Genomic DNA, 24,598 nt, shown 5'->3' with positions numbered 1-24,598 from the left:
CTTGCCTTTTAAGGTGGGGTTATGTTTTTGTTAAGTGTGTAATTGTTTCGGCGGTTGGTTGATTCTTGGGAGCGGGGGTGTACCCCCACAATGCCGACCGCCGCGATGAAGCAACGAGTAGCCCTAAAGGAGAGTAAACCCCAAGACCCCGGGAACCCCAGCCCCTCAAGGCGGTGAGGAGGTTGGTCGAATCCCCTCTTACTCAATCGCCAGGAGGGGATCATTATTTCCATTACCCCTCAAATCGTTTAGGGTTGGGCCGAGAGGTGGGGTCGTCCTTCCTCCCCTACATGTCGTGTACCCATTTGATGAGTTTCTTAGAGGATTGCTTCACCGCCCTCCTGACTTTACTGGAAAGATGGAGTAATTACCCACCTTACCGGATTATTCCAAGTCATTCCCACCGCACTGAATTACACGTAACCTCATCGCTTCTAATTAAGCCTTCACTGCCCTAATCGATTATCCAGCGGCGAGGCATCACTGCTTTCGCTTCTTTATTTCCTCATAGGTGTCCAGTATTCTCCTCGCCATTTTGTAATGCATGTAATCCACCAACTCATTGTCGACTCGTATGGCCCCGATCCCCGTTGATGCGGCCTTCTCATATTCTTGGACAACCTTCTTGGCCCAATCTATCTCGGACTCGGTGGGGGCATACACCCTATTGGCTATGGGCACTTGATTGGGGTGAACCACTTGGCGGCCCTTGAACCCCAACCTCCTGCTAATGCTTGAATCCCTCTCGAATCCCTCCAAATCATCTAGATCCATGTAGACCCCATCCAAAGCAATCACCCCAGCGGCGGCCGCGTCCACGGGGATCTTCATCCGCGCGTAGCCATACTCAAGCCCATCCTTGCTCCACGTCAAGCCCAGATCCACGGCCAAATCCCCGGCCCCAAATCCCAATGCCATCACCTGCTTCATGGAGGCCATGTAATGCGCGTTAACAACGCCAGCCGCGCTCTCGACGAGGGGAATCACGGGAAGAACAACGCCCAGCGAGGCGAGTCTTCCGATTACGGCGGCCACCCCCTCAGGAGTGGCCTTGGGGAGCAGCACCCCATCGCAATTCACCGCCGCCTTCAAGTCGTCCTCGAACCACGGCGATCCATACGAATTCACTCTTATGAACACCCTATATGATGATCTCAACGCGGCGACTTCCTCGGGAATTGATTGCCTGGCGGCGTCCTTCTGATCGTTGGGCACGCCATCCTCTAAGTCCAATATAATCGCATCCGGTTTCTCCGTCATAGAGAGCGCGCTCTGTATGTAGCGGGGCTTGTTTGCCGGTATATAGAGCAGGGACCTGAGCAGCACTAGCCGTCCCTGCCCGAGCTCTTTTTATCTTTTCTTTTATATCCATGGATATCTCTATATATTCTAATATAGTAGTACTTAACTCGTGGTAGTTATAATTGGAGGGTCTAACCCTAAAACCGAACGGCTTTTAAGCCGGTATTTTCTCTATTTTTCCCGAACGAGGTAATAAAGAGGTGACCCAAATGACATATATAGGGAAAATATCTCCCAACGACAAGAAAAACAAGATCAACGAGGCGATTAAGGAAAAAATATGGCTGGCCAAGTACCTGCTCAGCGGTGAGGCTCTGGCCGATGCAAAGAAAATGAACGCGAGACGGCCGCCAACCGAGGCGCTGGACCTCATATACGGCGATCCGACGCTGGCACTGCCATCGCAGCGGCAGCGAATGGATGCGTGATGCGATTCAAAAGAAACAAATTCTCAAAATAAAACTCATCAATCACGATGTACTTGATTCCATTATTTTCAAATAGGTGTTAATGCTAGGTGAATTCATCAACGCACCTATTCGGGGATGATGGCTCCCCTGCTCATCAGGAATAAATTATCGCTTTCCCTGGGCGACACCGCGACCACTAACGATCCCACCCGCGCCGCCTCCCGCATCAATGAATCCCCCCTCTCGGAATCCACCACGTTTATCATGATCACTACATCGAAGCTGGAATCGCGGAGCGGCAGCATCTCCCCATCCCCACACACCAAATCGGCGTCCCAAGCCTTGGCGAGCCTCAACATGCCCAACGAAACATCCACTCCAACGTAGCGGGAACTCCCAAGGAAGTAACCCGCGCCGAGCCCCATGCCGCAGCCAAGATCCAGCACCCTGGACCCCCGCCTAACCAGGTAAGCGGCCTTATGATAACCACTCAGAGACTCAGAGCCGTAAAGCTCCAGGTAAGAGTTGGCCAGATTATCGTAATACTCCACAACGTAGGCCTTACCCATCATCGGCTCACCCCCTCATCGGGGAAGCGCCGCGGGACTTTATGGAGCGCACCAATAAACCCATCACCCGCTCAACGCTCGCTCCCCTAACCGTCAATGCAGCCGCCTCCCTATGCCCGCCCCCCTCGCCGCCGCTTGCCTTGCCCATGACTTGAAGCATGGAGGCTATATCCATTCCCCTGCTCCTCCCTATGACTCTGACCTCATCATCGTGGTCGGACACGACGAAGGCCGCCGTGCACCCCAGCTCCAACATCTTGCCAGCCACGAGGGATTCAAAGGCATCCACCTCAGTCACGCAATACACATCATCCCCATGCCTATACGCCCTCATCCTCAAGACCCCCTTGAGGAGCGCCATCCTGGTAGACCTATCCTCCTCCCTCCTCAGCATGGCCAACGCATCTCCATAAGAGGCGCCAAGCCTTATCATGGCCGCGGCGGTCTCGAGGGTCCTCGCGCCAGCCCTCAGGAACCTCCCCGTTTCACCCACCAACGCCAGCAGCCCTAGTTGGGCAGTCCTTTGGTCAGGCCTGAACCCGGCCGCGCTGGTCAACTCGAACACCAGCTCAACCGTGCTTGGAGATAATGGATCGACCAACTCCACGTCCCCGCTTAGGTTCCTCACCGCGTGGTGATCGATTATTATAGTTGCAGTGGGGCTCCCCCTCACGGATTCGCCCAATTGGACTTGCGATGCCGTGTCAAGTATGACCAAGACGGAGTTAGAGGCATCGCACTTCCCGTAATCTACGGAGAGGCCCACAGACTTCAATGCAGCTGCCGCATCAGATGAGGGCTTGCCCTCCGCTGCCATGCAGGTCCTCTTGCCGTTAATGGTTAGGTAGGAATTCAGGATAACGGATGAAGCGACTGCATCTAAGTCAGGGTTTCGGTGAACTGCCACCACTGCCTCTTGACTCTTCTTGAATAGATCCAATGATCTCGCTATCGCTTCTTCCATCTAATTGGCCCCTTAGGTGCATGCTAATTAAGCTATCCAAGATGTTTAGGCAGTACTGGGACGCTTCATCTGCAAGGGACTTGGCATCGCCATCCGTGACCTCTACATCCACATCAACGGAGATCAGGAGGGATTGTGGATCCATTACCTCTATATTCACATTAAAGCCCTCCAGGAAGTCCCTGGGGACCTTGGATACTATGAAGTCGGCAGTGGCCTTGCTTGCTATCTCTATTATCCTGGACAGCTCAGCCTCCGCCGGGGGCCGCTCCTGCCCCAACGGAACCACCCTGCATTAAGCTATTAACCCTGGTCTCTATATCGCTCATCTGCTTCCTAAGCATTTGCTCCTGCTTAGCTAGGGTCTTCACGTGTAGGTCCAGCAATTCCTTCCTATCCTTCAGGTCTTGGAGCGCTTGGTCCTTGTTAACCGATATCAAGAACGTGCCCACCGCCTTGTATAGCTTCGCATCAGGGGTTAGCTTCTCTATCTCGCTTATGGCTCTGTCTATATCTTTCAGCTCTGCTTCATATTGTTGTTTCTTCAACAATAGCTGCTGCAGCTGCGTGTCCAACTCCTGCAGCTTCTCCAAGTCCGCCCTAACTGATGGGGGCAACGACGACATAGTAGAGCCGGGCATTCAAGGTTTAAAAATTTGCCCACCAAGTACCAAACCGCGTGCCTGAGCGATCAAATCAATCCCTCCCGGCTCCCGAGTCGCCTCCCCCGCTGGAGATTATAGAAATGGATGCCTCAATCAAGTAAATGCTCTTGGCCACCCCATTCACCAAGCTTCTCAGACCGGTTAAATCTTTGGCCGTCGCGATCACCTCCAAGCAGCCGTTCGGCATCAACCTAGCCTCTACTAATCCCTTCCCGGACTTGAACTCCTTCTCCAATGCCCGGAAAACGGATGCCATCAAATCGGCGTTATCGCCGCACACCGTGAATATAGCCCTCATAGCGTCACCGCCTCGACGCCGGATATGCTGATGGCCGGTCCACATGGACCCAGGTCTAAGCCATCCAAGAACTCCAATCGCCACCCATACTCCGTTCTCATCATTACCGCAATTGCATCGCTTACTCCTCGCAACTCCCCTGGATCAACGGATGGATATAATTGAACCCCCAGGGCCTGGCTTAATGCATCCGCCACCCACGCTGTGCCAACCATCACCAGGGACGAGGCGGGGCGATGCCTTACCACGTGCATGTCTTGAAGAAGCTTAACTCCTCTTAATTCCATGCCGATCTCGAGCTTCCCCCTCCTATATACATTGATCGCCGCCGGGTTCCCACTTCGCTCTACCACCTGAATTACAGTGTCATCAACGGATCTCCCCAGCAATAGCCTAAGCGGGGTCTTGCCCCTATTTAACTTGGCCGAGCCGGGGATGCACTTGATCAATTCATTGATGAAGTGCCGAGTTCGCTGGGATGGATTTCTCGACGTCGTTATGAGGATCATCATCACTTCTTATTCTTAACCTTCCACTGCGCCTTGAGGTTCTCAACGTTCTTCAATTCCTCGGGAGCCACCGTCTTCCCCATGATGGTTTGAGGAGCCCACGCGCCTCCGGCAAACGTGAAGCCGCACTTGGGACACTGCCATATGCCAAGGGCTATCCTCTTCATCCTGGTGACAGACTTACACCTAGGGCACCTATGCCTCCCCTTCTGTTTAACCTCTATCTGAACAACTCGGCGCCTTATGCCAACTCCATACCTAGCCCCAAACCTACCGGCTGGACCGACGTCCTTGGTGTGGCTGAACGGCATGCGAAACACGGCACGAAATCTCTTATTAAATTTTTACCTTAACGGAGTTAAGGAGGAGAAGGACGCGTGGAGCTGAACGCCATCGAGCGCTAGGTCCATGGCGTTGCTTGACTTAATGCGAGCAAGCCCACTCCGAGGGGCTGGGAGAGGTTAGTTATGGATTAGGAAAAGCATTATTAAGTCCGGTTCGTTTGGCATTGCTCAATGAGTTATGAGGACGCGGAGGACGCGGAGGCCCAATATCAAGCATTGAAGGCGGCGGATGAGGAGGCCCTGGAGATGGATTATTCGTTGAGGTACGGTAACGGCTATAAGACGCTATTTGATAGGTACAGGAAGGAATTATCATTGGACGAGGAGAAGAAGACGATAAAGCTGAAGGAATTGGAGGGAAGGCACGGATTAATTGAAGGCTTGGTTAGGAGGAGACTGGATGATTTGGGAGTACCGGAGGACGCGCTGGGCTTGTTGTGGCACTACATGAAGGCCCAGGCTAGTGAGGTAAATCTAAGGATGCAGTTATTAATGGCTAGGCGGGACTGCAGCATGACCGATCTATTGAGGGCGGGAGTATTGATGCACGCCTCCAAGAATTTATTATTCATACCGGAGTACCTAATACCATTCCTGATGCGGACGACCGCGCCAAAGCCCCTCAGGGCCAGCGATGTTTTGGCGAAGTACGTGGATAGCCCGCTGGACATGGCGCTCGCGGAGGTGGCGGCGTGGAACATGCGCCCCAATAGGGCATTCATGACCGCGATATACGGAGTGGATCCCCTCAAGGCGTTGGATGCAGAGTTCATAGGGGACGTGGCTAGGCTGGGGGATGGGGAGGAGCCCGTCTTGAATCCCCTCCTGGACCCAATGGAGTTGAGGCGGGAGTTGATTAAAATTAAGGACTCAATGAGTCGAGAGCTGAGGGGCAGGATAGGCATTCATGGGGAGTACGCGTTCAATAAATCGATTAGGTGCGGCGCCACTTACATGCTGTTCTCGGAGAATAGGAGGGGAATAATGTTTCTCTGCCCCTGGCTTGCCGTGTTCAATAAGTTGCTGCGGACGTATGTGGGCACGCCCAAGCTAGTGGTGATAGAGACCCCCTACAGGCCGGAGGCTGGGGATTTTTACCGGAGGCGGGTGGCAAGCGATTACGGCCTGAGGAACGTGGCTTTCGCGTTCATGGAGGGAAACGACGTTACCATCCTAAAGCCGCGGGGCAACTTCTTCGAGGAGCTGATAGATGTATTATATGAAGGCAACTTCAGCGTGACCGAGGAGTGAGGCCGCGGGTAGTGGATCTATTTGCCGGAGGCGGCGGGTTCAGCGAGGGGTTCAGGGAGGCGGGGTTCGATGTGTTGCTGGGGCTGGAGGCGGATTGGAGCGCGGCCAGAACCTTTAGCTCCAACTTCCCAAACGCCGTCACGCTGCCCCGAGATGTAAGGGAGATCTCCGGCCGCGACGTGGCCAGGTACGTGGGGGACGTGGATGTAGTTATTGGAGGACCCCCATGCGAGGCGTTCACAACGGCCAACCCGAACAGGATGAGGGAACCCCTGGATAGGCTTTACGTTGATGAACTGGGGCAGCTAACCCTTAACTTCATACGGTTGGTAGGCGAGCTACGGCCAGTAGTATTCGTGATGGAGAACGTGGCGGCCATAATGGAGGGGGGACTGGAGAGCGCGTTGAGGAGGGAGTTCGAGCGGATTGGGTACCCCGTCTTCTTCAACGTGCTGCATGCTGAGGACTTCGGGACGCCCAGCGTTAGGCGGCGAGTCTTTATTTCCAATATAAGGATAAATCCTCCCAGGCACGGCAGGATGATTACCGTCGGCGAGGCGCTGGAGGGATTGCCTCCCCCGGACTCCGGCTTCCCTAATCATGAGACCGTCACGGTTAGCAGCAGCAAGATGAGGAGGATACCCGGGGTGCCGAGCGGCTCCTCCCTGTATAAGTTCAGGGGCGCAAAGCACCTGCACTCAAACTTCGTTAGGCTGAGCATCAATAAGGTGGCGCCAACCGTGATGGGGAGCGTGAGGTTCATACATCCCCTGGAGGACCGCGTGCTCACTGTGAGGGAGCAGGCGAGGCTGATGGGGTTCCCCGACTCCCACGTATTTCATGGAAGCAAGGATGAACAATTCAATCAGGTAGGGGAGGCCGTGCCCGTTCCATTAGCCAAGGCAATCGGGACCGAGGTGATGAAGGCATTGATGGAGGAGGGGGCTCGAAAACCTTAAAAAGGCATGGCTCTCCAACCCATCGAGGGCCCGTAGCTCAGCATGGTGGAGCGGCGGTCCTGGCATGGAGGCCGAGGCTCTTAACCACCGAATCGGGAGACACCCGTAGGCCGTGGGTTCAAATCCCACCGGGCCCGTCAAGCTTTAGCTGCATTCAATCAAGGAGGCGGTTCTTGGACTGTGCACGTTAGATCCAAGTGAGGAGTACACGAGGAAATTGTTATTAACGGGGAAGCCCTTCCCCATTTGACCAACTATGTCCGCACCAACCGGTCAAGATCTGGCAAAATACGAGAGGATAGTAATAGATATGGACATCTGCATCGGCTGCGGCGCATGCGTGTCCGTCTGTCCCTACAATGCCTTGGAGCTGGACGAGAATGGTAAGGCGAGGCTAATATGGGAGGCATGCCCAGACTCCTTCGAGTGCATCAAGGTGTGCCCCGTGAACTGCATGTGGAAGACAAGCGAGGCCCCGGAGGAGGCGAAGTCGAAGCAATGGTACAGGTTCAACAGGGAGCTGACGCCGGAAGAGAAGCAGATATTCGAGCAGTGGAAGGCAAAGTACGGCGTCAAATCAGACCCGATAAAGGCGTAATCCGGCGTTAAATCCGGAAACACAAATCAATTTTTACATTCAATTTTAAAGGGACTCCTCGATTTAATGGCATTGGCTATGCCGGACTTGACGTCGCCTAAATCCACGCATCCAATGCGTTGCTCACTCCATAGAAGCTCCATGGATCTTCTGGCCAATCTATGGAAGCCCACCTCCGATCCCTCCTGCAGCTTGGCGAAGGCCGCCGCCAGCACTATTAATCCCTGGATCAATTCATTCCTGTCAATTCGCCAAACTCGCTCCAGCACTTCATGGGCCTCCCAGAACCTCTCTGAGTTGAAGAGCGCGACAAAGCGGCGGAACGGGTCTGTCACTGCCTCCTCGCCGTCCAAATTCACCACCTCCACATCACCGCCAAGCGCGGCCCTCAGCCGCGCGGCGTCGGTCCCAGCATCATCGGATCTCGCATCTATCTCCAAGTGGTGACGGCCCACCCTCACATTGATTACTCGAAGGCCGGCCGCCCTTAATTCGCTCATCAACCTTCCCCGTACCTCCGCGGGGGGCCCGCTTGGGACGGCGGTCACCAGGAATAAGTACCTGCCCATTGCTTACCGCATCGGAGAGGGCAATTAAATGCCTCTCCCTGGTCTCCACTGGACAAATATTGGGAAGGATAATGCTTAAAAGCATGAATTAGTTTTAATATTATGGAGCGAAGTGAACTTGAAGTATTTATAGAATCGCGTGATATATTGTTAAAAGAAGAAAACTATGAGGAGGCCAGGAGAAAATTCCGCTGGCCCAGCGTCCGCAATTTCAATTGGGCATTGGATTACTTCGACTCCAGGGATGCCGGACGACCCGCTCTTGTCTGGATCAATGATGAATTGCTTGACTCCAAGGATAAGAAGGTATTCACCTACGGTAAATTAAGGGCTCTGTCCAACTCCATGGCTAATGGATTAAGGGAGCTGGGGCTTGGGCGTGGCGACGTGATCATGGTTATGATGGGCAATAAACCTGAGCTATTCATCTCGTTTCTAGCCATTATGAAAATAGGGGGTACGATATCGCCCGCCACCACTCTCCTCACGCCAAGCGACGTGGAGGATAGAACCAAGAGGGCAAACATAAAGGCCATAATAGCGGATTCCACCGTAGCCGATAGGGTGGATAGCGTAAGGGATAGATTGACCACGGTCAAGGCATTCATATCCACGGAGGCCAGAAGGGGATGGCTGGATCTAGGGGATGTATATGAGGGGAAGCCGGAGAACTATAGGCCGGACTTCACGACTGATGCTATCCACGACCCGCTGCTCCTCTACTTCACGTCAGGAACCACGGCTAAGCCCAAGATAGCTCGCCACACGTATGCATCGTATCCTGTGGGGCATTTGACAACCATGTACTGGACGGGAACGAGGCCGGGCTACCTTCACTACAACATATCGTCGCCCGGATGGGCTAAGTGGGCTTGGTCCACGTTCTTTGCGCCCCTGAACGCTGAAGCAGCGTCGTTCGTATACGAGCAGGGAAAGTTCAACGCGGCGAGGCAATTGATGGCCGTGGATGAGTACGAGGTGAACACCATATGCGCCCCGCCTACCGTGTGGAGGATGGTGCTTCTAGAGGATCTATCCAAGTACGACTTCTCATCCCTAAAAGGAGCCACGAGCGCGGGAGAGCCCCTGAACCCGGAGGTCATAGAGAGGGTAAGGAGGGGGGCGGGGATAACGATCAGGGATGGATACGGGCAAACGGAGACCACGCTCTTAATAGGCAACTTTCCCGGCATGATGGTGAAGCCGGGCAGCATGGGCAAGCCAGCGCCTGGATACGATATTGTGCTGGTTGATGAGGATGGAGCCCAGGCCAGGCCTGGAGTGGATGGACACATAACCGTGAAAATGGAGCCCAGGCCCATCGGCGTGATGACGGGCTACCACGACGATAATAAGAGAAACGAGGAGGTTTTCAGGCTAGGGCTTTACTGGACGGGCGACGTAGCCTTCATGGATGGAGATGGCTACTTCTTCTTCGTGGGGAGGGCCGACGACGTGTTCAAATCAAGCGATTACAGGGTAAGCCCGTTCGAAGTGGAGAGCGAGTTATTGAAGCATCCAGCCGTGGCTGAGTCGGCCGTCGTTCCATCGCCGGATCCACTGAAGGGATCGCTGCCCAAGGCATTCATAATATTGAGGCCAGGCTACTCGCCCAGCAGGGAATTGGCCCGCGATATATTTCTTTTTTCTAAGAAGAACATAGCGCCCTATAAGAGGCCCAGAATAATAGAGTTCGTGGATGAGTTGCCCAAGACCATCAGCGGAAAGATACGGCGCGTGGAGCTGAGGAGCATTGAGCGGAAGAGGAGGGAGGAGGGGGCTCGGGGTAATTGGGAATTCTTCGAGAGCGATTTCCCAGACGTGAGGGATATGAGGGTGTAGATTCACGGGCAGCGGCTTCGCAATCCTTAAAAGCGGTGGTGGTTGGCGCGATCTAAGGCCCCGGTAGCTCAGCCTGGTCAGAGCGCCTCACTGGTAAGGGGCCTTTCCAAGAAATGAGGAGGTCCCGGGTTCAAATCCCGGCCGGGGCTCTTCCGGCTTTAAAATCGCTTAAGCGATTAATTCTCCATCAATAATGGAATCAAGATGGGTGGGGCATACATCATTACATCAATGATGGAGTGGGCAGTACAGCGACGCGGAATTTCTTTCTATTAGTAGACGTAAGCCAGGAGGACACCGCCGAGGCCCTGCTCCTTGGCGTCCACGTGGGAGAGCACTCCATGCGACGTAGATAGGAATAGAAGACCTATCTGCCGGGCTGGTAGGTATTTCTCCTCCCACGCCGGTATGTCCCTGCTATCAATGAAGAACCGCGGCTTCACCGGCCCTATGGAGTTTATGCGCCCCAATAGGTTAACCACGTATTTGCCGCCGCGGCCATCATCTATGAACTCCACCTCCCCCACATAGCCGTACTTCTGCATTATGCGCAATACATTGCCCACCAACTTTGATGAGGGCCACACCACTACCTTGCTATAGCCCCTGAACTCCGCGTTCCTTATGGTTATCAATGCGTTGGACAGCACATCCAACATTACCATGGAGATTCGGAGAATCTAGCTGTTTATTAATTTTATGCCAGGAGCCGGGGATTCAAATTCAATTTGACAGCGGCAAAATTTAAATACAGTCCACCTATTCATGGCGTAATGAGCGATAAGAAGGAGGAACAGAGCGGCGGAGAGGAGCTGTTGGTTCCCATAGAGAAGTACATGGCGGCCGGAGTCAGGCTGGGCGCCAAGATATCCAATAACTACTTGATAAAGCGCGGCTTCATATTCTCAGTTAGACCAGATGGCCTCAGGATATTTAACTTGAAGAAAATAGATGAGAGGATAAGAACCGCGGCGAAAATGATTACCAGATACGAATCATCTAAGATAGTGATTCACTCGGCTAAGCCGTATGGGTTCAAGCCCATAGAGATGACGTGTAAATTCATAGGATGCAAGGCAGTGGCGGGCAGGTTCATACCGGGCTCGTTCACTAATCCATCCCTGGATAATTACATGGACGCGGAGCTTCTGGTGGTGACGGACCCGAAAACAGATATTCAATCCCTAACGGAGGCGGCTCAAGCCGGAATACCCGTCATAGGACTTGTGGACACGGACAACGAGCCGAGCTATATTGACCTCATGATACCATGCAACAACAAGGGCAGGGGCAGCCTCGCTTTGATCTTCTGGTTACTCACAAGGCAGGTCCTCCGCGAGCGCGGAGAAATACCGCCCACAGGGGACTTACCGGTCACACCGGATGACTTCAAGACCAAGGCAACGGCCCAGCTCCAATGAGTGACCCTACCCGCCGTGGACCGCGTGCCTAGGCATTATTTATAATTTCCACTAAAGCTCCAGTCCCTCCGTGAGGACGTTAATATTTGGATTGGGCTTCATAGCGACCCATATCGCAATTAAGCTATCGGAGTCAAGCGATGTAACGGTTACTTACAGAAGCCTCACTCCGGTAAAGAAGGTGTACGCCTCTATTCTGGAGGGCAGGGCTAGATTGATCAAGGTGGATCCAGTCAAGGATGAATTAGTTGACCTGGTCTCGAGCGCGGATGCCGTAGTGAATGCTGTGGGGGCATTAAGCGGGAACCTGAGGATGGCCCACGTCGATGTGCCAAGATCCATAGCGAGCGCGATGGCTAAGGCGGGAAGCGGGGGCACGTTGATACACATAAGCGCGTCCAACGCGTTGGGGCCCCGGGGTAGCTTAGTGAGGGAGGAAGAGCGTCACTGCGAAGGCGCTCGGCCAAGCAATGAATTCGAGGAGACCAAGTGCGAGGGGGAGAGGGTCGTTTTCGAGGAGGCTGGGCGGGGTGGGTATCCATTTGCTGTGCTCAGGCCAACACTGGTTTACGGCAGGTATGCTGCCCACAGCGAGTGGGGACTCATGTATAGGGCGGCCAAGGTTGGATTCATACCCAAGATAGGGGTGAGGGTCAGCGCGGTAAGCGCTGTTGATTTGGCAGCGGCCGTGGATGCATTGATACGGGCCAAACCGAGGGGGCTCTACATGTACCTCACAGAGTGCGAGCCGGTGCCCGTGGAATCGTTCATAAGCATAATGGCGGCGGCATTGGGCAGTCGCCGCATTGCTGTACCCATGCCCGCCCGGCTTGCCATGCTGGCGCTGCCCGGCAGCGTTAGGAGACTGGCCAAGTACGCTGGGGTGCGGTACGATTGCTCCAGCACCAGGAGGCTGTTGGGAAGCGTTGGGTTTAGGGAGGACGAGGTGGCCGGCAACGCGTTATTCCTCAGGAGACTGGAGGAGGCGGGGGTTGGGCTGGATTAGGCCTCCTCCCCAATAATCCTCATCCCCTTCACGTCGCTCAACTTAACTTCAGTGTAGTTGGAGAACAGATGTATCGGCACTTGAACAAACCTATCCTCCCGCCACGTCGGCTTCAGCTCGCCCTTAATGTTTATTGCCGCGCCGCAGTACTTACATTTTCCATTCTCTATATTCCACTCCAAGATCCTGAAGCCCCACCTGCGCACGATCACCCTGCCACAGCTTGGGCACCTGGTGTTCTCCAGCTCATGTCCAGGCACGTTTCCTATATAGACATACTTCAAACCCTCATCAATGGCTACCTTAGCATGCTTCTCCAATGTCTCCACAGGCGTCGGAGGCACGTTCATCATCTTGTAATCCGGGTGGAACCGGAGGAAGTGAACCGGCGTCTCAGGCCCCAACTCATCCACTATCCACCGGGAGACCCGCCTGGCATCTCCCAAATCATCCCCCACCCCAGGCACCACTAAGTCGGTTATCTCCACATGAATCCCCCGCTCCTTGAGGGCCTTAATCGACTCAAATATGGGCTCCGGGCTGGGAACCCCAACGAATCGCCTTAGAAAGGACTCATTTGCGTTGCCCTTGAGATCCACCGTCACGGCATCTAAGAACTGAGAGGCAACCTCTATCGCCTCATCCGTCATGTACCCATTGCTCACGAACGAATTGAAGAGGCCCTTCTCATGGGCTAGGAGCCCCACGTCCCTCGCGAATTCAATGAATATAGTCGGCTCATTATAGGTATAGGCAAAGCCATGCGCCCCATAGGCGGACGCCAAATCCACCAACAATTGAGGCGTCACCTCAAACCCCTCCACCCTCCTTCTCTGGCTTATGTCGGAGTTCTGGCAGTATTGACAAAACCAGGAACAACCCGTGGTCGCTATTGAAAAAACCGCGCTGCCCGGATTAAAGTGAAACAGTGGTTTCTTCTCTATTGGATCTATGTGGGCGGCGATTATGCGGCCGTAATTCATCAAATAAAGCTTCCCATCTATGTTCCACCTAATGCCGCACGCGCCCCAGAGACCGGGCGATACCTTGCACCTCCTCGGGCAGGCAGTGCACTGCACCACCCCACCTCCTAAGCTCCTATAGAGCTGGGCCTCCTTCATGAGACTATGAACCGCGTTCCTCCTTATTAACCGTTCCCTCCAGTTCACGGGCTATCTCTATCCAGCTCTTCCCGCGCCGCGCCATTTCCAGCACCATCATCCTGGTCTTCTCAGCGCAAACAAGGAAATCCCTCACAGCCATGTCCTTGATCAACGGATTCACGTCCATCATGTTATCCAACTCCAACGCCTCAGCCAAGAAACGTGCCAGCACGTATTCATTGCTGAGCTCTATTATTCGCCCCATGACGAGCCAGGCATCCCGCGGCTCCCTAACCCTAATGCCAAGGCCCAGAAGCTGTGACGCCGAGTCAAGGATCTTCAGGCATATCTCCCTCGCATTATCAGGGGATACGCTTGCAAGGTCCGCGTCCAAGTCCCTCTCCAGGTAACTCACTTCTTCTCTACCACTATCACGTTCTCGTCGATGAATATGTTCTCAGGCTTGAAGCCGAATTCCTTCAATATCTCCCTTACCTTATATCTATGATCTCCCTGTATCTCTATTCTATTATCCTTTATGGTGCCCCCCGCGGCCAACCGTTTCTTAAGCTCCTTTGTTAATTCATCTATTTCGAGCTTCCTTATGTCGCTGCTGTCTATATCTATCACGGTGACGTAATGACTCCTACGCTTCTCCGCCCTTATCCTTACCGTGGCTTGCTCCTTGGCTATCTCCTCAGTTACCTCTTCATTTGTTCCCAAAAGGGATGAGAGCAGGCTCTCCACATCGTCCTGCTTATCTCCGATTATTCCCTCATCGGACATGCCTTACTATACCCCCATGGCTAAAACAATTCACTCATTTAAAAGATTTTCGCCTCCCCCACGAGAGCCCCCGCGAGCGCCTCCAATGGGGAAGCTATAATTGATTTGAAATAATTGTTATTTTCATTAACATTAAAGGAAGCATGCATTTATTTGGCGGACAGCTTGCGCGCTTCGCGTTCAGTCTCCTTCAGCATGAGTATGTCGCCAACCCTCACGGGACCCTTTATATTCCTTGCTATTACCCTGCCCTTATCCCTGCCCTCAAGTATCTTAACCCTAACCGTGCTGACCTCCCCAGCAATTCCCGTCCTATCCAGTATCTGCACTACGACGGCGGCCGAGGCATCCTCATAGGGACTTAACTTCTCCTCGGCGGACATCTATCACCGCCTCTGCCTGCGCGGCTGCTCCTCCTGTCTCTGCTGTGGCTGAACTGGGTTCAAGCCCGCCTTGGCCCTGACATCATTCAATTGAGTTATCAAGTCATCCAATTGCTGGGAAGCTTGCCCCGGCTCTATTATTACAGCGGCCGCCGCCGTGGCCTCTATTCCAGCCGACTTGCCGAGCTTTTCCTTGCTTGGAACATATACGTAGGGCACGCCCCTCTCCTCGCACAGTAGGGGCAGGTGGGCCACTATCTCGGGCGGATCCACGTCCTCGGCTATTAGGACCAGCCTTGCCATTCCCCTCTCTATCATCTTGGTGGCCTCATTGCTTCCCTTCTTTATTTTACCGCTCTGCTTAGCTAGGCTGAGCACCTCGTACGCCTTCTCCGCCAACTCGGGCGGCACCACGAACCTGACATAGAATGGCTTGCCCTGCGGCGGATTCCCGTAGAAGGTCCTCGGGTCTATCGAGCTCATCTACCCTCAACGAGCCATACAATAAGCAGTTAAAAATTTTCCGCACAGAGGCAACCATGGAGGCTAATGGAGGGCAGATACGACGAGTCGTGTAGATGACCATCCCCTCCCCAAACCTGAACTAAATAATTGACGCGCTCCCTCACAGGTCTAGACTGTTCATGGAGGCGCGGAGGCTCGGCAATGCATCGGGCGTTGAATCGAGGGCTGACGCCAATCCGTTTAGAGAAGTTATGTCAACGACGGGCAGTGCGAAGCTTCCCTCCTCCCTCTTCCACGACACCACCACGGGATAGATGCGGGCCTCGCTGAGGGGTAGGCCAAGCTTCCTGGCTACCTTCATCCAATCATTCCGCATCGCCTCGGCTTTCCTTAAATGCGCCTCCACGACTCCCTTCATGGCATTCCTCCTCCACCTCTTTGCCTCCACCAAAACGACCCGGTCACCCTTTATCCCCACCACGTCTATCTCCATCAGCTGACCTCCGAGCCGCAGCCTCACGTTATTCATGGTCCTATAGCCCCAGCGGCCCAGTATGAAGGCCACCAATCCCTCAAACTCCCTCCAATCAATGGAGTCGATCAAATTGCCGATGCACGATGGATCCAGCTCCAGCGCGGCGAAGAGGCGGGGAACCGTCAATTTCCAATAATTTCCAATCCTCGATGCCTCGCTTCCCAAGGTATTCAGCACGGACATGACCTCCTCCTCGTCGAGTAATGACTCATTCAGTATCGACTCAATCGAGAAAACAGTGTTGGATTCGCTTGTTAATTTAAAAAGGGCCTCCACGAATCTATGCCTCACGTGATGACCTACTTCATTCATGAATGGATGATTTGAGGGTCAGGGTCTGAGAAATACTTTTCGCCCTTAATCCAGAAGCCCCTCCTCCGCTATGCGGAAAAGCGCCTCCTTCTCCGGATGCATGGGCGAGTCGAATATCTTAGCTATCCTGGTGTTCTCCTTGCTCTTCCTCAGCCAAAGCCTATAAGTCGCTCCATGCGCGACCACGTTACCCCCAGCCGGCTTTTGGGGATTGCCGAAGAAGACGTCGGGCTGCGCTATTACTTGGTTGGTGAACACGACGGCTATATTGTATAGATCCGCTATCCTGAGCAGCTGCCCAATGAAGTGATTCAGTTTCTGTTGCCTCTCGGCCAAGTTCTCCCTGCCTGGATACTCCGCCCTGAAGTGAGCCACCAGAGAGTCTATCACTATTAATCTTATCCCCTCAGAGTCTATTATCTTCTTGGCCTCGTCCACTATTATCATCTGGTGATCGCTGTTATAGGCGCGTGCGTACAATATGTTGCGAAGCGCCTCCTGCGGATCCAGTCCCCTGTACTTGGCTATTTGAACCACCCTCTCCGGCCTGAACGTGTTCTCCGTATCGACATACAACGCCTTGCCCCTCAACCCGCCCTTATCCTCCGGTAATTGAACCATGACGGCCAATTGATGGCACAACTGCGTCTTGCCGACCCCGAACTCGCCGACGAGCTCCGTTATGGCACGGGTCTCTATGCCGCCCCCCAGCAGCTCATCCAATGCCTTGACGCCCGTGGATATGTACTTAACGCTCCTCCTGTTCTCGTAAACCTCGAAGGCCGTTACAAATGACTTCAGCCCTATCAACCTCTGCGCTGACTGAATTATTTGCTTCGCCCTATCCTCGCTTCCAACTACCCCAAGCAAATCCCTTATGCTAGCGTAGGCAACGTCCCTAGCACTCATGAAGCCGGCCTCCCGCAGCTTCTGCGCAGTTACCTTACCCACGCCATCTATCTCCTCCACATCTATGGCCTCCTCAGTTGACGACCCGGACGACTGCTCCTCCACAACCGCGCTTCCATCCTCACCAGTAGTCTCGTCCTGCAACTCCCCTTCCTCTTCTCCCTCTAAGGAATCCTTTCTTCTAGGCATTGTCCTCAACGATAGGTTGATTTAAACCCTTGTTTAAAAACCTAACTAGGAAAAGGAACCAGCCCCGACCTTCAGCCTCGAGGGGTTCCCCGATGCCTTGAGGGCTACATTCCATTCACTGGCGATACTTCATTGAGAAACACAAGGACATCAGTGCGTTAATTTGCTCGTCACTGCATCCACAAAGACCCGTAGCTCATCATTTGCTAGCGGAGGACTCTATCTCGTTTATTAGCTTGACGGGGGTCATCTTTGTCTCGCTTCTCTGCTTGCTCATGTTCTCCACTATCTCATCCAGTTGATCCTCCAGCTTGCTGACCCTCTTATCCACGTAATTGATGAAGTAATTAACCGCGGCTCTCACGGGGGCATTCATGGCTCCCTTTAGGTAGAACTTGTTCACTATATCCTTCGCCCAGTATATGCTGTGGTGGAAGACCGCCTTCAATAACTCTATGTGCTCCGGGAGCAAGTTGTACTTATAAAGCCAACCGCCCTTATCGCTCCGCACGTGATTCATTGGGACGTAGAATAGCGGGACCAGCAAGCTCCTGTAGGGTCTCATCCTATCCACTAATTCTATGGTTTCCATGACGTCGTCCGGCGTCTCTCCGGGCAGTCCTATTATCATGGTAACGGCGGGTATCAGCTTCACCTCATGCATTACGGAGAGGCCCTCTGTTACCACGGTCCACCAATCCTCTATCTTATAGGGAGCAGCCTTGCCTGGCATTATCATCTTTGCCAGCCGCCTAGAGCCGGTCTCGAGGCCCACCTCGGCTCCCCACCAGTCCTGGTTCTCGTCCTCTATTATCTCCGCCAGCCTGGTCCCCATCTTGTACTTCGTCTCCCCATACAGGAAGCCTCCCAACGTTGTATGGCTCCAGGCAATAGTCTTGTAATAGGATTTAACCAGTTTGTGAAGGGCGATCAATTTATCCATGTCTGGCTCTATGGAGTCGGAACCATATAGGGGAACATCATCTGAGTGTATCAGCCCATTAACGACGCCGTTCCTGACGTTGACCTTCAACTCCTCCTCTATCTTGCTGAGGGGATACCAACGCATGGGTCGTAGGGTAACTGAGCAGAACGAGCAGCCGCGTGGGCAACCCCTTCCTATCTCTATTAATCCATTCACGCTGGCTCCCTTTATTGTGGATATCTCATCAACGCTGGGCACGTCCCTCCTGCCCACGTATAGGTACTTGGGAATAGGCTCCCCATTAATGGCTCTCTCAACCATGTCTACAACCAACTTCTCCGCCTCGCCGTCGAACACCATATCTATTCCGAAGTAATTCATCAACTCCGGGAAGTAAAGCCACTGCCATGCGGAGGGACCGCCGACGAATACCTTCAAACCATTCTTAGCCTTTGCCTCATCTATCTTCGGCTTTATTCTCATCATGAATTTCTTGAAAGTCAATGCATTGAGGGGCTCCTTCCCAACTATAACGGCCCAAGTAGAGGAGGGGGGATTCAAGCCGAAGTAATCATGGTGACTCAACATCAACACCTTCGCCCTATTCAGGTACTTGTCGACGTGATCTGGGTCTATTATGGCAGCCCTTATTCCGGCATCTATCAACGCCGCCTCCACCTTCCTCATGCCATAGGGAGCCTGCACGGGCCTGCCCAACTTATCCGTCTTCACCTTAGGCTCTGCAAGCCACTCATGGAACTTCTCAGAGAGGAAGGAGAAGGGCCCAAGCGTGACAAATATGGGACCGGTGGATAGGAAGCCCAGGAATTCCTTGCCGTGATAGTTACTCATCATGGATCTATCTGTTGTCAAAACAACATCAAAACCATCGTTCGCTAAAACCATAGATTTGCTTCCTCATACCCATAATAAATATTTTTTGCCTCTAAGCACGGAAAGCGGGGACGGCGGGATCAAGGTAGGACCCCCCTCCCTTCCCAAGGAACGACCTCATCCTTCCTCCACAAACATCGATTAATTTGTTGTAGGCAGTTTGCCGCAGGATGAAACATTATTTTACTTAATTTTTGCATTGTTAGCCGAGTTATGGATGCGACATTATTAGGATGGCAATGACTATGCCGTATATGGCTATGGTCTCAACGAATGCCAGCACCAACAGGAACATCACCATATCCCTCTTCTCAAGGGATGCTGATACTATGGCGGCTCCGGCAGTCCCCATTCCAACGCCGGCCCCCCCGGCTGCCAACCCGAAGGCCAGGCCAGCTCCAATTAGTTTCTCACCGCTGCTGGAGGCGGTGGTAGAGGAGGCAGTTGCATTTGAACTGGCGCTAACCAACATGGCGGCGGCCAAAACGGCCAGCGCGGAAATCATTAATGCACTCCTCCATTTATTTCGACTTATCATACTATTCGCGTAACCATCCTCATCCGATTTTTAAGCATAACTCTTATGCGGCCACACGAGGCGAATTTTGATGAGCCGATTGCCATCAAGCAAAATAATAGGCGCGTCTGACCCCTTCCCCGCCCTTGAGGGGGGTTCCCGGGGTCTGGGGGTGGGGGTTACGCCCCCTTGGCGCTACTCGGCCCCCTCCCCTACTGGTATTGCTGGGGTAGTCGGCCCCAGCCCCCCATCCTCAGAGAGTCGACCAGCAAGAAACAAAAAAACCCAAACAAAACATGACCTGAAAACACACCCCAGCCCCTAGAAGGAGCGAGGCTTGCTTTTTGATCATTTTTTGTCCCGCTCCGCTTCAGCATCATGCCGTTAATGCTTAATTGCTGCGGGCTGGGATTCCCGTGATGGAGTGCCTGGAGGAAACCAATGAGTTGATGGAGGAGGCGCTTGAGGCGGCGGCCAATGGAGGGGACCCCTCCTCGGTAGCCGATAAGTTGGCTGGATTGCCTTGTGGAAAGCCCTACCTGGATCTGCTGAGGGGCGGCGAGCCTCAAATCAATTCGGTGCTGGCCACCACGCATTATGCGCAATACATGCGGGGACGGCCCAGCCATGCATTGATCGAGTTGGTTAGAAGCGGGCTGAGCGAGGCGGGTCTCGCTAGGTACGTGCTTGGAAGGCCCAGCGACGCCGGAATAGCGGTGGACCTCTTATTTCACTTAGTGATGCTGAGGGTGACGGGGGACCCCATCTGGAGGAGGAGGCTGGAGACCAGACTTAGGCTTGTTATCCGCAACGGCGACCGGTAGCTCGTCAACATTTTCAATAACCTTTATAAAGTGCCGCCGGATAATTGAATTTCCATGAGCGAAGTGGATTGGAAAAACAGGGTCGGCACATTGTTGGAGAGAAACGTGAAGGATAATTATAAGCAATATATAGACGAGTTCCTCCTAAGCCTGGAGAGGCTGTACCAGAAGTGGTCCAGGGCCGATAAGGAATTGATGGAGAAGTACGCGTATAACATAACGATTCTCTCCAGCAACTCCGATAAGCCCAACGTGGTTAGGGCTAAAATGAACGCGTTCTACGCCTACCTAGTGCATAGGGGATACATAACTGCCTATAAGGCCATGAGAGAGAAGCTGGTGGCGGGCGGGGAGAGCCTGTACACTTGGCTAAGGATGTATAGGGCATTGTCGCTGTGATGTGGGTTCCCTTTGATGAGGAGTGATTGGAAAGCCAACGGCTGAGTCGTTCAGCTCATGGACCGGGGAGCAAAAGCGGCGTGGGTCGCTAGCCCTCCTCTTTCTTGCCTAGACCCCTCAATTGCTCCAGCATTTCATCCATCGGCATGTTTGTTATGGCGAGGGGCACCCTCTCCTTCCTAGCTATCTCTATTCCCAAGTAATCAGGCCTCTCGACGTTGTGGAGTATAATGACCGATGGCCTGAAGTTGGCGAACGCCATCATGGACTTCAGCGCTATTAGAGGGGAACGGCCGTACTTCACGTTGATGAATATGGCGGCGCGCTGCGTCGTGGTTCCGTATAGCTTGAAGTATTCATGGGATGGAACATCCAGTATCAACTTAATGCTATCCACCACCGTGTATCCATGCACGTCCATGTAGTCGACCGGCGGGGGCACTATAACGGTTCCCCTTATGCTCCTCAGGAACGTATCGAAGGGTATGGGGGAGTAGAAATCCCGCATGTCTATCACTGCGAGCCAGTACTTCTCGCCCAGGGATAGTTGCTGGATCAGCAATTGTATCTTGTAACCGCCCCTCTCCAGCTCTATGCCGAGGACGGCGTCCACGAATTTCTTCAAAAACCTAGCCCCCGGCGACTTACGGCGGCCCGACTCATAATCGCTTATCACGCTCGGCGTCGTGTTTAGTCTCACAGCCAATTCTATCTGGGACAAGCCGAAGTACTCGCGCCACTTCCTCATGGCCTTCCCCGGGGACTCGGAGAGAACTATTTCGCCCGCTATTCGGGCCGCTATGTCATCCACTATGCCCTTATCTATGTTGTGCACTATCGACTATTGTCTATTAAAAATATAAATATTGCCCTCCGATTTCGACGATCTCTCAAGAAGAGCTTATTATCTTTCTCATCACGAAGGGCAGTATGCCGCCATGGCGGTAATACTCGACCTCCACCTCCGTGTCGAGCCTGGCAATCACGTTGAACTCGATTACCTTACCATCGGGTCCCGTCGCCCTTACCGTCAACTCCTTATGGGGCGATATGTCCTCTATTCCAAGTATGTCGAAGACCTCCTTACCGGTCAAGCCGAGCGACTTCCATCCTTGACCATCCTTGAATTGAAGCGGCAGGACGCCCATGTCAACCAAATTGCTCCTGTGTATGCGTTCGAAGCTCTCCGCTATCACTGCCTTCACCCCCAGCAAGTAAGTCGCCTTGGCCGCCCAATCCCTGGAGCTGCCGGTGCCGTACTGCTTTCCAGCCAGTATTATGAGGGGAATCCCCTGTTCCTTATACTTCATGGCCGCATCGTAGACGCTCATCACCTCCCCCGTTGGAAGATACACGGTCCAACCGCCCTCCCTATCCACCAACAGGTTGCGCAGCCTCACGTTGCTGAACCCACCCCTCATCATTACCTCGTGATTGCCCCTCCTGGAACCATATGTGTTGAAGTCCTCAGGCTTCACTCCATTGGCCAGCAAGTACTTGCCGGCTGGGCTATCGATTGGTATGGCGTTGGCGGGCGATATGTGATCCGTGGTTATCCTATCCCCCAACAACAAGAGGACGCGGGCGCCCTTTATGCTGCTAACCTTACTGGGCTCCAGCGACACGTCGTCGAAGAAGGGCGGCTTCCGTATGTAGGTGGACGATGGATCCCAAGCATACAGCTCACCGCTGGGTGCTTTCAATTGCTCCCACAATTGATTGCCCCTGAATACGTCTGAGTACTTCTCCTTGAACAGCTCGGGGACTAGGGCATTCTGTATGGCCTCCTTTATCTCAGCCATGGTTGGCCATATATCCCTCATATAGACGGGACGACCGTTGGGATCGATGCCTATGGGCTCGTTATAGAGGTCTATATCCATTCTCCCCGCCAAAGCGTACACCACTACAAGCATTGGGGAGGCCAGGAACGCGCCCCTGGCCAATGGATGTATCCTGCCCTCGAAGTTCCTATTGCCGCTAAGAACAGCGGTGGCGTAGAGATTCCCATCCCTCACGGCCTTGGCAACGGGCTCCGGTATTGGACCCGTGTTCCCAATGCACACGGTGCAACCGTACCCCGTCACGTGGAAGTTCAAGGCCTCTAGGTAAGGCAGTAGGCCAGAGTTCTTCAGGTACTCGGTAACCACGGTGGAGCCCGGCGCCAGGCTAGTCTTGACGTAGGGCCGCGCCCTGAGGCCCCTCTCCACCGCCTTCTTTGCAACCAAGCCCGCCCCCAGCATCACCGTGGGATTCGACGTGTTGGTGCAACTGGTTATGGCGGCTATTATAAGGGACCCATGGGTCAGCGTCGACGTGGTGCCGTTTATCTCGACCGGAACCTCCTTCTTCTCCTTGCTGAACGATAGTATCAACTCAGTCATGGCCTGCTTCGCCTTCTTCAACGGTATTCTCTCCTCGGGATTCCTTGGACCCGCTATGGATGGCTCTACCTTATCCAAGTTCACCTCAATCACCTCGCTATAATTGGGCTCCTCATCTCCTGTGTGGAACATTCCCTGCACCTTGAGGTACTGCTCCACCAGCTTGAGGGACGCCTCATCCCTGCCCGTGAGCGCCAAGTACTTCATGGTATCCTCATCCACAGGGAAGTATCCCGTGGTTGCCCCGTACTCGGGAGCCATGTTCGCCACAGTTGCCCTATCCCAAGTGGGCAGGTACTTCAAGCCGGGACCGTAGAACTCAACTATCTTGCCGACCACTCCCCTCTTCCTTAGGAGCTCCGTTATGGTGAGCGCCAAGTCCGTGGCGGTGACTCCCTCCTGCAACTCTCCCGTCAACTTCACTCCAACCACTTGGGGAACCTGTATGTAGTGGGGCTGGCCCAGCATCACTGCCTCCGCCTCGATCCCGCCCACTCCCCAACCCAGAACCCCTATGCCGCTTATCATGGTAGTATGCGAATCCGTTCCTATTACCGTGTCCGGATAAGCAATTGGCCCCGAGCCGGTGTCGGAGACGAACACGACCCTGGCCAGGTACTCCATATTTACCTGGTGAATTATGCCGCGCCCAGGCGGCACTATCCGCATATTATTGAAGGCGGATTGAGCCCACTTCAGGAACATGTATCTCTCCCTGTTGCGCTCCATTTCCTTCTCCATGTTCATGTCGAGCGCGTATCCCGTGCCGAAGTAATCAACCTGAACCGAGTGATCTATGACGAGCTCCGAGGGGACTATTGGATTGACTCGACCGGGATCCGAGCCCAGCCTCTTCACCGCGTCCCGCATTGCAGCCAAGTCGGCCACCAATGGAACTCCGGTGAAGTCTTGCATTATGACGCGGGCCGGCTTGTATGGGAGCTCCTTATCGGAGCCGCTGGGGCTCCAGTTGGCCACCGCCATCACGTCCTCCTCCGTCACGACCTTTCCATCATAGTTCCGCAACATGTTCTCAAGCAATATCTTTATGGTTATGGGGAGTTTCGATACCTTGGCCAAGCCCTCCTTCTCGAGTGCATTTATGCTCCATATTGTTGGCCTTGGATGCACGTCCATCTTTTGCTTTACCAGAGAGGTGTCGAACATGATTTATCGGGCGAAAGACGGGCTCCCCGAATTAAAAACATTTTCCAACGGGCGTTTCAGTTGGCGGGCGTTTTCCTGCATCGATATGAACCCAACCTA

General features: G+C 53.7%; 30 protein-coding genes and 2 tRNA genes. 11 read left to right on the top strand and 21 right to left on the bottom strand.

Annotated elements, in window-relative coordinates; genetic code table 11:
- Positions 1–480: 480 nt before the first annotated feature.
- Positions 481–1,326 (bottom strand): HpcH/HpaI aldolase/citrate lyase family protein, encoded by an 846-nt coding sequence (locus ACZ5ZS_RS08315; protein ID WP_188595607.1) that lies wholly within the window; start codon positions 1,324–1,326, stop codon positions 481–483.
- Between the two features lie 185 nt (positions 1,327–1,511).
- Here ACZ5ZS_RS08315 and ACZ5ZS_RS08310 point away from each other — a divergent pair, with 185 nt between their 5' ends.
- Positions 1,512–1,730 carry a hypothetical protein gene (locus ACZ5ZS_RS08310; protein WP_162508800.1) on the top strand — a complete coding sequence of 73 codons (219 nt, stop codon included), beginning with the start codon at positions 1,512–1,514 and terminating at the stop codon, positions 1,728–1,730.
- A 107-nt stretch (positions 1,731–1,837) separates the two neighbouring features.
- On the opposite strand, the gene ACZ5ZS_RS08305 is transcribed toward ACZ5ZS_RS08310, so the two are convergent.
- The 7 genes from ACZ5ZS_RS08305 to ACZ5ZS_RS08275 all read right to left on the bottom strand — a co-directional run bounded on the left by ACZ5ZS_RS08305 (position 1,838) and on the right by ACZ5ZS_RS08275 (position 5,028).
- Positions 1,838–2,284: a class I SAM-dependent methyltransferase gene (locus ACZ5ZS_RS08305; RefSeq protein ID WP_188595606.1), complete on the bottom strand. Its 447-nt coding sequence runs from the start codon at positions 2,282–2,284 to the stop codon at positions 1,838–1,840.
- Positions 2,285–2,288: 4 nt separating this feature from the next.
- A complete protein-coding gene (locus ACZ5ZS_RS08300) occupies positions 2,289–3,245 on the bottom strand; it encodes a DHH family phosphoesterase (RefSeq protein ID WP_188595605.1) in 957 nt (318 codons plus the stop codon).
- A complete protein-coding gene (locus ACZ5ZS_RS08295; protein WP_188595604.1) occupies positions 3,166–3,525 on the bottom strand; it encodes a DUF3194 domain-containing protein in 360 nt (119 codons plus the stop codon). Before ACZ5ZS_RS08295 ends, ACZ5ZS_RS08300 begins: the two co-directional genes overlap by 80 nt.
- Positions 3,494–3,871 (bottom strand): prefoldin subunit beta, encoded by a 378-nt coding sequence (locus ACZ5ZS_RS08290; protein ID WP_188595603.1) that lies wholly within the window; start codon positions 3,869–3,871, stop codon positions 3,494–3,496. The genes ACZ5ZS_RS08295 and ACZ5ZS_RS08290 overlap by 32 nt, the downstream gene beginning before the upstream one ends.
- 70 nt (positions 3,872–3,941) lie before the next feature.
- Positions 3,942–4,208 carry a hypothetical protein gene (locus ACZ5ZS_RS08285; RefSeq protein ID WP_188595602.1) on the bottom strand — a complete coding sequence of 89 codons (267 nt, stop codon included), beginning with the start codon at positions 4,206–4,208 and terminating at the stop codon, positions 3,942–3,944.
- Entirely contained in the window at positions 4,205–4,723 is a 519-nt protein-coding gene (locus tag ACZ5ZS_RS08280) for a Brix domain-containing protein (RefSeq protein ID WP_188595601.1), read from the bottom strand. Before ACZ5ZS_RS08280 ends, ACZ5ZS_RS08285 begins: the two co-directional genes overlap by 4 nt.
- Positions 4,720–5,028, bottom strand: coding sequence for a 50S ribosomal protein L37ae (locus tag ACZ5ZS_RS08275; RefSeq protein ID WP_188595600.1), 309 nt, complete (start codon positions 5,026–5,028; stop codon positions 4,720–4,722). The genes ACZ5ZS_RS08280 and ACZ5ZS_RS08275 overlap by 4 nt, the downstream gene beginning before the upstream one ends.
- Positions 5,029–5,232: 204 nt before the next feature.
- Here ACZ5ZS_RS08275 and ACZ5ZS_RS08270 point away from each other — a divergent pair, with 204 nt between their 5' ends.
- The 4 genes from ACZ5ZS_RS08270 (at position 5,233) to ACZ5ZS_RS08255 (ending at position 7,869) form a co-directional block, all read left to right on the top strand.
- Positions 5,233–6,312, top strand: a complete 1,080-nt coding sequence (locus ACZ5ZS_RS08270; RefSeq protein WP_188595599.1) for a hypothetical protein — start codon at positions 5,233–5,235, stop codon at positions 6,310–6,312.
- Positions 6,309–7,271, top strand: coding sequence for a DNA cytosine methyltransferase (locus ACZ5ZS_RS08265; protein WP_188595598.1), 963 nt, complete (start codon positions 6,309–6,311; stop codon positions 7,269–7,271). Before ACZ5ZS_RS08270 ends, ACZ5ZS_RS08265 begins: the two co-directional genes overlap by 4 nt.
- Positions 7,272–7,297: 26 nt before the next feature.
- Positions 7,298–7,408, top strand: a tRNA-Lys gene (locus ACZ5ZS_RS08260).
- A 119-nt stretch (positions 7,409–7,527) separates the two neighbouring features.
- Positions 7,528–7,869: a 4Fe-4S dicluster domain-containing protein gene (locus ACZ5ZS_RS08255; RefSeq protein WP_188595597.1), complete on the top strand. Its 342-nt coding sequence runs from the start codon at positions 7,528–7,530 to the stop codon at positions 7,867–7,869.
- A gap of 26 nt (positions 7,870–7,895) precedes the next feature.
- Here ACZ5ZS_RS08255 and ACZ5ZS_RS08250 read toward each other — a convergent pair whose 3' ends face one another.
- Positions 7,896–8,438: a DUF309 domain-containing protein gene (locus tag ACZ5ZS_RS08250; RefSeq protein ID WP_188595596.1), complete on the bottom strand. Its 543-nt coding sequence runs from the start codon at positions 8,436–8,438 to the stop codon at positions 7,896–7,898.
- Positions 8,439–8,540: 102 nt separating this feature from the next.
- Between ACZ5ZS_RS08250 and ACZ5ZS_RS08245 the strand changes: the two genes are divergently transcribed.
- Complete coding sequence (locus ACZ5ZS_RS08245) at positions 8,541–10,280, top strand: acyl-CoA synthetase (protein ID WP_188595595.1); 1,740 nt, start codon at positions 8,541–8,543, stop codon at positions 10,278–10,280.
- Positions 10,281–10,337: 57 nt separating this feature from the next.
- Positions 10,338–10,429, top strand: a tRNA-Thr gene (locus ACZ5ZS_RS08240).
- A gap of 123 nt (positions 10,430–10,552) precedes the next feature.
- Here the strand turns inward: ACZ5ZS_RS08240 and ACZ5ZS_RS08235 are convergent.
- A complete protein-coding gene (locus tag ACZ5ZS_RS08235) occupies positions 10,553–10,945 on the bottom strand; it encodes a 30S ribosomal protein S8 (RefSeq protein WP_188595594.1) in 393 nt (130 codons plus the stop codon).
- A 108-nt stretch (positions 10,946–11,053) separates the two neighbouring features.
- Here ACZ5ZS_RS08235 and rpsB point away from each other — a divergent pair, with 108 nt between their 5' ends.
- Entirely contained in the window at positions 11,054–11,701 is a 648-nt protein-coding gene (gene rpsB / locus ACZ5ZS_RS08230) for a 30S ribosomal protein S2 (protein ID WP_188595593.1), read from the top strand.
- 70 nt (positions 11,702–11,771) lie between these two features.
- Positions 11,772–12,707 (top strand): NAD-dependent epimerase/dehydratase family protein, encoded by a 936-nt coding sequence (locus tag ACZ5ZS_RS08225; protein ID WP_188595592.1) that lies wholly within the window; start codon positions 11,772–11,774, stop codon positions 12,705–12,707.
- Here the strand turns inward: ACZ5ZS_RS08225 and amrS are convergent.
- The 9 genes from amrS to ACZ5ZS_RS08180 form a co-directional block, all read right to left on the bottom strand.
- The gene (gene amrS / locus ACZ5ZS_RS08220; RefSeq protein ID WP_188595591.1) at positions 12,704–13,828 is read right to left on the bottom strand and encodes an AmmeMemoRadiSam system radical SAM enzyme; all 1,125 of its coding nucleotides are present in this window, start codon (positions 13,826–13,828) and stop codon (positions 12,704–12,706) included. The genes ACZ5ZS_RS08225 and amrS overlap by 4 nt on opposite strands.
- A gap of 4 nt (positions 13,829–13,832) precedes the next feature.
- Positions 13,833–14,225 carry a hypothetical protein gene (locus ACZ5ZS_RS08215; RefSeq protein ID WP_188595590.1) on the bottom strand — a complete coding sequence of 131 codons (393 nt, stop codon included), beginning with the start codon at positions 14,223–14,225 and terminating at the stop codon, positions 13,833–13,835.
- Positions 14,222–14,596, bottom strand: coding sequence for an SUI1 family translation initiation factor (locus ACZ5ZS_RS08210; RefSeq protein WP_188595589.1), 375 nt, complete (start codon positions 14,594–14,596; stop codon positions 14,222–14,224). The genes ACZ5ZS_RS08215 and ACZ5ZS_RS08210 overlap by 4 nt, the downstream gene beginning before the upstream one ends.
- Before the next feature lie 149 nt (positions 14,597–14,745).
- Positions 14,746–14,979, bottom strand: a complete 234-nt coding sequence (locus ACZ5ZS_RS08205; RefSeq protein WP_188595588.1) for a 30S ribosomal protein S28e — start codon at positions 14,977–14,979, stop codon at positions 14,746–14,748.
- Positions 14,980–14,982: 3 nt separating this feature from the next.
- Positions 14,983–15,462 (bottom strand): 50S ribosomal protein L7Ae, encoded by a 480-nt coding sequence (gene rpl7ae, locus ACZ5ZS_RS08200; RefSeq protein WP_188595587.1) that lies wholly within the window; start codon positions 15,460–15,462, stop codon positions 14,983–14,985.
- 142 nt (positions 15,463–15,604) lie between these two features.
- Complete coding sequence (locus ACZ5ZS_RS08195; protein ID WP_188595586.1) at positions 15,605–16,291, bottom strand: restriction endonuclease; 687 nt, start codon at positions 16,289–16,291, stop codon at positions 15,605–15,607.
- Positions 16,292–16,336: 45 nt separating this feature from the next.
- The gene (gene radA / locus ACZ5ZS_RS08190) at positions 16,337–17,389 is read right to left on the bottom strand and encodes a DNA repair and recombination protein RadA (protein WP_188595585.1); all 1,053 of its coding nucleotides are present in this window, start codon (positions 17,387–17,389) and stop codon (positions 16,337–16,339) included.
- A 199-nt stretch (positions 17,390–17,588) separates the two neighbouring features.
- Positions 17,589–19,220 (bottom strand): B12-binding domain-containing radical SAM protein, encoded by a 1,632-nt coding sequence (locus ACZ5ZS_RS08185; protein WP_188595584.1) that lies wholly within the window; start codon positions 19,218–19,220, stop codon positions 17,589–17,591.
- 199 nt (positions 19,221–19,419) lie between these two features.
- Positions 19,420–19,746, bottom strand: a complete 327-nt coding sequence (locus tag ACZ5ZS_RS08180) for an ATPase (RefSeq protein WP_229657608.1) — start codon at positions 19,744–19,746, stop codon at positions 19,420–19,422.
- Positions 19,747–20,144: 398 nt separating this feature from the next.
- On the opposite strand from ACZ5ZS_RS08180, the gene ACZ5ZS_RS08175 reads away from it, so the two are divergent.
- Together ACZ5ZS_RS08175 and ACZ5ZS_RS08170 are read left to right on the top strand one after the other, a co-directional pair.
- Positions 20,145–20,549 carry a hypothetical protein gene (locus ACZ5ZS_RS08175; protein WP_188595583.1) on the top strand — a complete coding sequence of 135 codons (405 nt, stop codon included), beginning with the start codon at positions 20,145–20,147 and terminating at the stop codon, positions 20,547–20,549.
- A 54-nt stretch (positions 20,550–20,603) separates the two neighbouring features.
- Positions 20,604–20,948: a hypothetical protein gene (locus tag ACZ5ZS_RS08170; protein ID WP_188595582.1), complete on the top strand. Its 345-nt coding sequence runs from the start codon at positions 20,604–20,606 to the stop codon at positions 20,946–20,948.
- A gap of 88 nt (positions 20,949–21,036) precedes the next feature.
- Here ACZ5ZS_RS08170 and ACZ5ZS_RS08165 read toward each other — a convergent pair whose 3' ends face one another.
- Both ACZ5ZS_RS08165 and acnA read right to left on the bottom strand, forming a co-directional pair.
- Positions 21,037–21,783, bottom strand: coding sequence for a helix-turn-helix domain-containing protein (locus ACZ5ZS_RS08165; RefSeq protein WP_425445005.1), 747 nt, complete (start codon positions 21,781–21,783; stop codon positions 21,037–21,039).
- 55 nt (positions 21,784–21,838) lie between these two features.
- Positions 21,839–24,499 carry an aconitate hydratase AcnA gene (acnA, locus tag ACZ5ZS_RS08160; protein ID WP_188595581.1) on the bottom strand — a complete coding sequence of 887 codons (2,661 nt, stop codon included), beginning with the start codon at positions 24,497–24,499 and terminating at the stop codon, positions 21,839–21,841.
- Positions 24,500–24,598 lie beyond the last annotated feature (99 nt).

The organism is Thermocladium modestius, assembly GCF_055398215.1.
The sequence above is the reverse complement of the archived record's forward strand: the minus strand, read 5'-3'. Positions and strand labels throughout refer to the sequence as shown.